Below are 6,409 nucleotides of genomic sequence, written 5' to 3' on the forward strand. Positions count from 1 at the left end.
TCGGGCAGTGGCTCCTCGGAGCGCGACGGCGGCTGACCCGCGCGGTCCGCGACGGCGGCCGGTGCCCGCCCGGGCGCCGGCCGCCGTGCCCGTCCGTCCGGGCCCCTCCCGCTCCCCCTGCCCCTCAGCCGCCCGCCAGCACCCCGCACACCTGCCAGCCCGGCAGCGCGTGGTTACCCGGGTCCACCGGCGCCGGCGGCGCGACCACCGCGCCCTGCGCGGTGGCCAGCACCGGCTGCAGGAAGCCCGCCGCCGAGGTGCCGCAGGGCTCCGGCCCGGCCTCCACCACCGAGTCCACCAGCCGCAGCTGCCCCGAGGCCAGGTCGACCCGGTCGAACTCGAAGGTCAGCTGCCGCCGCACCGTCTCCAGGGTGACCGGCGCTCCGGCCGGGGCCCCGGCCGGCTTCAGCGCGTAGACGAAGGTGTGGTCGGTGGTGACCTCCAGGGTCCCGCCGTCCGCCTCGTCGATCCGCATCGCGCCGACCACCTTCACGGTGTTCGACGCCAGCGCGACCCGGGCCGGGTCGAAGCGCACCATCCAGCCGGTCGCCGCGTGGTGCCGGTCGTCCACCGGCTGCGCCACGCTCGTGTCGAACCCGGCCTGCTCACCGGGCGTGACGAAGGTCCGTACGTCCGCGGTGGCTCCGTGGACCAGCGTGGCCGGGGACAGCGAGGAGGCGACCAGGTAGCGCTGGACGGTGTCGAGCGCCTTGGTCACCTCGATCCGGCTGAAGCCCCCGGCGGCGGCCCCGGCCGGGGTGTTCAGCCCGAGCGTGCCCTCCCCGTAGCCGACGGGCAGCGCGGCGAACGGATCCGCCGGGTCGGCGACCGGACGGACCGCCGAAGCCGGGGCCAACGCGACCAGGCTGACGGTGAGTTGACCGCCCTCGGGCCGCACCGCGGCGCCCATCGGCGTCCTCACCCCGAAGTACACCGCGGCCCCGAAGGCGAGCAGGATGAGCAGCAGCAGGGCGAGCGCCTGACGCGGGACGGTACCCAGCGGGCCGAGCCGCACCCGCGGCCGGGTGGCCTTGCCGAGCGGGCCGGCCAGCCGCTCCCGGGCGGACAGCTCCTGGATCCGGGCAGCCCGCACGAACGATTCGTCGAACACGACGGACCGGAATTCGTCCTCGTTGCCGGAACCGCCCTCGGGCGCACCCTCAGGAGGCTCTCGCGGGTCACCCACACCACCAGGGTAGGCGGACACCACCGCCGCCACGAGGGGTCGGGGCGCACAATCCCGGGGACGCTCCGTGACCGGGCGCCCCACGACGGAACTCCCCATGACGGAGCGCCCCGCGGCCACGGCCGGCCGCCCCGGCCCGCGCACGGCCCGGCTAGCCCGCGGGTGCCGTGACCACCAGCGGCGGCTCGGCCGGCGCCTGCCCCGGGTCGGCCCCGGCGCTGGTACTGCCGGACTCGGGCCGCCGGGGCGTGCCCGAGGAGCCGCCCACGCCCTGGTAGATCGCCGCGACCGCGACCGCCACCAGGCTCACGCCCATGATCACGGCGAGCACCCAGGCCACCGGCCGGTGCCAGCGCTGCTGCGCCACGTACCGGCCGCGGGCGCGCACCGGATCGTCGCCGCGCCGCCACGGGCGCCGGCCCCGGCGGTAGGCCGCCCGGTCCGGCCCCGACCAGGGGTCGGGGTAGAGGTGGTCCGCGTCGAGTCCGCTCGGGTACGGGCGCAGCTCCAGCGGCAGCCCGTCCCCGGCCGGGGCGTCATAGCTCCAGCCCGGGCCCACGGCATCCGGCTCGAACCGTGCCTCGGCGGCGGCGAGTTGCCGCTCCTTGGCGGTCGGCTCGTGCACGGCGGCGGACCGGACGAAAGCCTCATCGAAGACCACGGTGGCGAACTCGTCGTCCGCACCACCGTGGTCGGCGCCGTCGGGGTACGGCAAGCCCCCCACATCCTCAGCCACGGGATTCAGCGTATTACCGGGCGGGCGATTTGTCTGTGGCTCCTGCCAGTTGGTCCGTCACACGTGTGACGGCCGTCTGTCGCGCCGCGTTCAGCGGCCGTCCGCGACCCCGCCCACGGTCTGCGTCCGCTCGCCCCGCACGTGCCCGTCACCAGTGACGATGTACTTGGTGCTGGTCAGCTCGGGCAGGCCCATCGGGCCGCGGGCGTGCAGCTTCTGGGTGGAGATGCCGATCTCCGCGCCGAAGCCGAACTCACTGCCGTCGGTGAAGCGGGTGGAGGCGTTGACGGCCACCGTGGTGGAGTCGACCAACCGGGTGAAGCGGCGGGCGGCGGCCTGCGAGGTGGTGACGATCGCCTCGGTGTGGCCGGAGGACCAGCGGCGGATGTGCGCGACGGCGGCGTCCAGCGAGGGCACCACGGCGGCGGCCAGGTCCAGCGAGAGGTACTCGGCGCCCCAGTCCTCGTCGGTGGCCGGCACCACGGTGGCCGGGCCGCCCTCGGCGGCCTTCAGCACCGCCTCGTCGCCGTGCACCGTCACCCCGGCCTCGGCGAGCGCCGCCAGCGCGAGCGGCAGGAAGGCGTCCGCGACGTCCTGGTGGACCAGCAGCGTCTCGGCCGCGTTGCAGACGCTGACCCGCTGTGCCTTGGAGTTGAGCAGGATGCCGACGGCCATCGCCAGGTCCGTCTCGGCGTCCACGTAGACGTGGCAGTTGCCGGTGCCGGTCTCGATCACCGGGACGGTCGAGCCCTCGACCACGGTGCGGATCAGCGAGGCTCCGCCGCGCGGGATCAGCACGTCGACGTAGCCGCGGGCGCGCATCAGCTCCCGCACCGAGTCCCGGCTCTCCCCCGGCACCAGCTGGATCACGTCGGCGGGCAGCCCGGCCTCGGCGACGGCGTCGCGCAGCACGGCGACCAGCGCGGTGTTGGAGCGGTAGGCCGAGGCGGAGCCGCGCAGCAGCACCGCGTTGCCGGACTTGAGGCAGAGCGCGGCGGCGTCCGCGGTGACGTTCGGCCGGGCCTCGTAGATGATGCCGACCACGCCGAGCGGCACCCGGACCTGCCGCACGTCCAGGCCGTTGGGCAGCGTGTAGCCGCGCACCACCTCGCCGACCGGGTCGGGCAGGCCGGCCACGTCGCGCACGTCGGAGGCGATCGCGGCGATCCGCTCGTCGGTCAGGGTCAGCCGGTCGATCACCGACTCGGGCGTGCCGGCCGCGCGGGCCCTGGCCACGTCCTCGGCGTTGGCCTCGACGATCTCCGCGGCGCGGGACACCAGCGCGTCCGCGATCGCCAGCAGTGCGGCGTCCTTCGCGCCGCGCGGCAGCGGGGCGAGCGCGGCGGCGGCCACCCGGGCTCGGCGCGCTACGGCGAGGACGGGGCTGTCGGCGGTGGCGAGGTCGCTGGTCATGCCGCCAAGCGTAGCGACTGGGCCCGTCCCGTCCGGCCGCATTTCGCCGGGTGAGACGCCGCCGCGGCGGACCTCCGCGGCCGGGGCGTCCCGGGGCGCGGCGGCCCGATCCGGACAGGCCCCGGGACGGCTCAGTACGGGTGGACCCCGCCCAGGTGCGGCGGCGGATCGCCGAAGCCCTCCGTCACCCGCTTGTGGTACGTCGCCCGGTCGACCACCTCCAGTCCGACGATCTCCCAGGGCGGCAGGTTCGCGGTGACCTTGTGCTCGCCCCACAGCCGCAACGCGATGGCCGCCGCGTCGTGCAGGTCCCGGGCCTGCTCCCAGTAGCGGATCTCGGCGTGGTCGGCCGCGTAGCGGGCGGTCAGGAAGAACGAGTGGTCGTGCGCCAGTCGCTCCAGCGAGGCGCGCAGCGAGGGCAGCGAGGTGACCTGCCCGGACACGCTCAGCACGACGTGCCACAGCCGGGCCTGCTCGGGGACGGTGGGCGGCTGGGACGCCCGGTCGCGTTCGGGCCGCAGTCTGCGCACCCCGCCGGGCCTGTGCGGCGGACCGGCCGGCTCGGCGGGGCCGTCCCCGCGTCCGCCGTCGATGCTGGTCAGCCGCCGGCCCGCCGTCCCTGCGGTCAGCGCTGCCTCGCGCCTGCGTTCCACCGGCGGCCTCCTGTTCGGCGATGTCGTGTCGTCCCCACCGGCCCCGTCGGCCCTCGGCCGACCGGTACGGCTGCGCCCCTCCTCGCCCGTGGCCGGGCCGCTCCCGGCCCGGAGCGGCCCGCCGTCCGCACTGCGCCGATCGGCCGGGCGGCCGGTGCCGGCCCGCCGGGCCGGTCAGCCGCGCAGAACGACCAGGTCGTCGCGGTGGACGACCTCGCGCTCGTACCCGGCACCGAACTCCTGGGCCAGGTCGCGGGTGGACCGGCCGAGCAGGCGGGGCAACTCCCTCGCATCAAAGTTGACCAGTCCGCGAGCCACGATGTGGCCGTTTTCGCCAATAAGGTCCACCGGATCACCCGCGGTGAACTCCCCGTCGACCTTGGTGACCCCGGCCGGCAGCAGCGAGGCTCCGCCGGAGACGACCGCGCGGACGGCGCCCTCGTCCAGGTGCAGCGACCCGCGCGGGCTGCTGGCGTGGGCCAGCCAGAGCATCCGGTCGGAGGTGCGGCTGCCGGTGCGCAGGAAGAGCGTGCCGGTGGGCCGGCCGGCCAGGGCGTCGGCGGCCTGGCTGGCGGCGGTGAGCACCACGGGAATGCCGGCGCCGGTGGCGATCCGGGCCGCCTCGACCTTGGTGACCATGCCGCCGGTGCCGACCCCGGCCTTTCCGGCGCTGCCGATCTCGATGCCGTCGAGGTCCTGCGGGCCGCGCACCTCGGCGATCCGGCTGGTGCCGGGGCGGGACGGGTCACCGTCGTACAGACCGTCGACGTCGGAGAGCAGCACCAGCAGGTCGGCCCGGACCAGGTGGGCGACCAGGGCGGCGAGCCGGTCGTTGTCACCGAACTTGATTTCGGCGGTGGCGACGGTGTCGTTCTCGTTGACGATCGGCATCGCGCCCATGGCCAGCAGCTGGTCCAGGGTGCGGTAGGCGTTGCGGTAGTGGGCGCGCCGGCTGGCGTCCTCGGCGGTGAGCAGCACCTGGCCGACCCTGATGCCGTAGCGGGCGAAGGAGGCGGTGTACCGGGCGACCAGCAGGCCCTGGCCGACGCTGGCGGCGGCCTGCTGGCGGGCCAGGTCCTTGGGCCGGCGGTCCAGGCCGAGCGGGGCGAGCCCGGCCGCGATGGCTCCGGAGGAGACGAGGACGACCTCGGGTGCCTCGGGGCGGGCCCGCAGCTTGGCCAGCGCGTCCACCAGGGCGTCGACGCGGTCGGCGTCCAGGCCGCCGCCCGCCGTGGTCAGGGAGGAGGAGCCGACCTTGACGACGATCCGCCGTGCGGTCAGCACTTCCTCACGCAGAGAGTCCTCGCTCATCTCGCTGTACGCCCTTCCGGTGTGGTGCGGGTACGGCGGGCCCGGGCCCGGCCGTCACCCCCGAAATCTACGCGATTCACGCAGGTCACCCCCGGGGTGTTTCACCGGCTGGACCCGGGCCGGTCACGGGCTCGCCACAGCGGTTCCGCCAATCCGGATGGCTGGTATGGTCCCTGACCACAAGCCAGATCGGGGGACGGCTTCTTGCCCGCTGGACCCATGTCTTCGACCCTTCGTTTCACGACGGGCGGCGCCGCACTGGGCAAAGGCCGGCAACGGTCGCGGCCGCGCGCCCAGGAGAAAAGCGCATCATGCGTTCGTACACCACCAAGCTGACCGTCGCCGCGCTCGCGGCAGCCACCGCCCTGTCGCTCGCGGCCTGCGGGCCGGACAACGCGGACACTCCGGCCGGTACCGGCGGCGTCACCGGCGCCGCCCCGGCCCAGACCGGCGCGACTCAGGGGGCCACCGCCGGCGGAGCGGCCGGCGGTTCGACCGCGGCCCCGTCGGGTGCGGCGACCGGCGGCACGGCCGCCACCACGGGCGGGGCCGGTACGGCCGGCGCCGCGGGCGGTGGGGCCGCCGGGGGCGTTCCGGTGGCTGCCACCAGCGTGAAGTTCGGCCAGAGCGCCACCGTGGACTTCGCCGACAAGAACTCGAAGGTCGCCACCAAGCTGGAGATCACCGTCACCGGGGTCGAGGTCGGCTCGCTCCAGGAGCTCACCGCCGCCAAGGTCACCACGACCGGCCTGGAAGGCCGCACTCCGATGTACGTCAGCTACACCATCAAGAACCTCGGGGACGCCAGCCTCTCCTTCACCGCTCCGGATTCCAAGTTCGTCGTCTTCGACAACACCGGCAAGAAGGGCATCAACGCCATGACCGCCGCCACCCCGCTGCCCAAGTGCACCACCGCCAAGTTCCAGGGCGTCGCCAAGGGCGCCGAGGTCAAGGGCTGCACCATCATCGCCACCACCGGGACCACCCCGGCCGCGGTCGGCTACACCGACCTGACCGACCTGCTGAAGCTCCAGGCCTCCTGGACCAAGTGACGCCCGGCCACCGCCGGACACGCGGACGGCCCCCGCCACCGCGACAGGTGGCGGGGGC

General features: G+C 75.1%; 6 protein-coding genes. 1 reads left to right on the forward strand and 5 read right to left on the reverse strand.

Annotation, left to right across the window (positions count from 1 at the left end; genetic code table 11):
- Positions 1–124: 124 nt before the first annotated feature.
- The 5 genes from ACFRMQ_RS36605 to proB all read right to left on the reverse strand — a co-directional run bounded on the left by ACFRMQ_RS36605 (position 125) and on the right by proB (position 5,299).
- Positions 125–1,186 carry a hypothetical protein gene (locus ACFRMQ_RS36605; protein ID WP_380735159.1) on the reverse strand — a complete coding sequence of 354 codons (1,062 nt, stop codon included), beginning with the start codon at positions 1,184–1,186 and terminating at the stop codon, positions 125–127.
- A 151-nt stretch (positions 1,187–1,337) separates the two neighbouring features.
- Entirely contained in the window at positions 1,338–1,922 is a 585-nt protein-coding gene (locus ACFRMQ_RS36610) for a hypothetical protein (protein WP_380735160.1), read from the reverse strand.
- 90 nt (positions 1,923–2,012) lie between these two features.
- A complete protein-coding gene (locus ACFRMQ_RS36615) occupies positions 2,013–3,335 on the reverse strand; it encodes a glutamate-5-semialdehyde dehydrogenase (protein ID WP_380735161.1) in 1,323 nt (440 codons plus the stop codon).
- A gap of 131 nt (positions 3,336–3,466) precedes the next feature.
- Positions 3,467–3,988, reverse strand: a complete 522-nt coding sequence (locus ACFRMQ_RS36620) for a hypothetical protein (RefSeq protein ID WP_380735162.1) — start codon at positions 3,986–3,988, stop codon at positions 3,467–3,469.
- A 174-nt stretch (positions 3,989–4,162) separates the two neighbouring features.
- Positions 4,163–5,299, reverse strand: a complete 1,137-nt coding sequence (gene proB, locus ACFRMQ_RS36625; protein WP_380735163.1) for a glutamate 5-kinase — start codon at positions 5,297–5,299, stop codon at positions 4,163–4,165.
- A 311-nt stretch (positions 5,300–5,610) separates the two neighbouring features.
- On the opposite strand from proB, the gene ACFRMQ_RS36630 reads away from it, so the two are divergent.
- On the forward strand, positions 5,611–6,351 hold the full coding sequence (locus ACFRMQ_RS36630) for a hypothetical protein (RefSeq protein WP_380735164.1): 741 nt from the start codon (positions 5,611–5,613) through the stop codon (positions 6,349–6,351).
- Positions 6,352–6,409: the final 58 nt, after the last annotated feature.

Source organism: Kitasatospora sp. NPDC056783, assembly GCF_042789895.1.
Classification (GTDB): Bacteria; Actinomycetota; Actinomycetes; order Streptomycetales; family Streptomycetaceae; genus Kitasatospora.

Excerpts from the sequence above, each read along its gene's own strand:
- ACFRMQ_RS36615 (WP_380735161.1), bottom strand. The coding sequence starts at position 3,335 with ATGACCAGCGACCTCGCCACCGCCGACAGCCCCGTCCTCGCCGTAGCG.
- proB (WP_380735163.1), bottom strand. The coding sequence starts at position 5,299 with ATGAGCGAGGACTCTCTGCGTGAGGAAGTGCTGACCGCACGGCGGATC.
- ACFRMQ_RS36630 (WP_380735164.1), top strand. The coding sequence starts at position 5,611 with ATGCGTTCGTACACCACCAAGCTGACCGTCGCCGCGCTCGCGGCAGCC.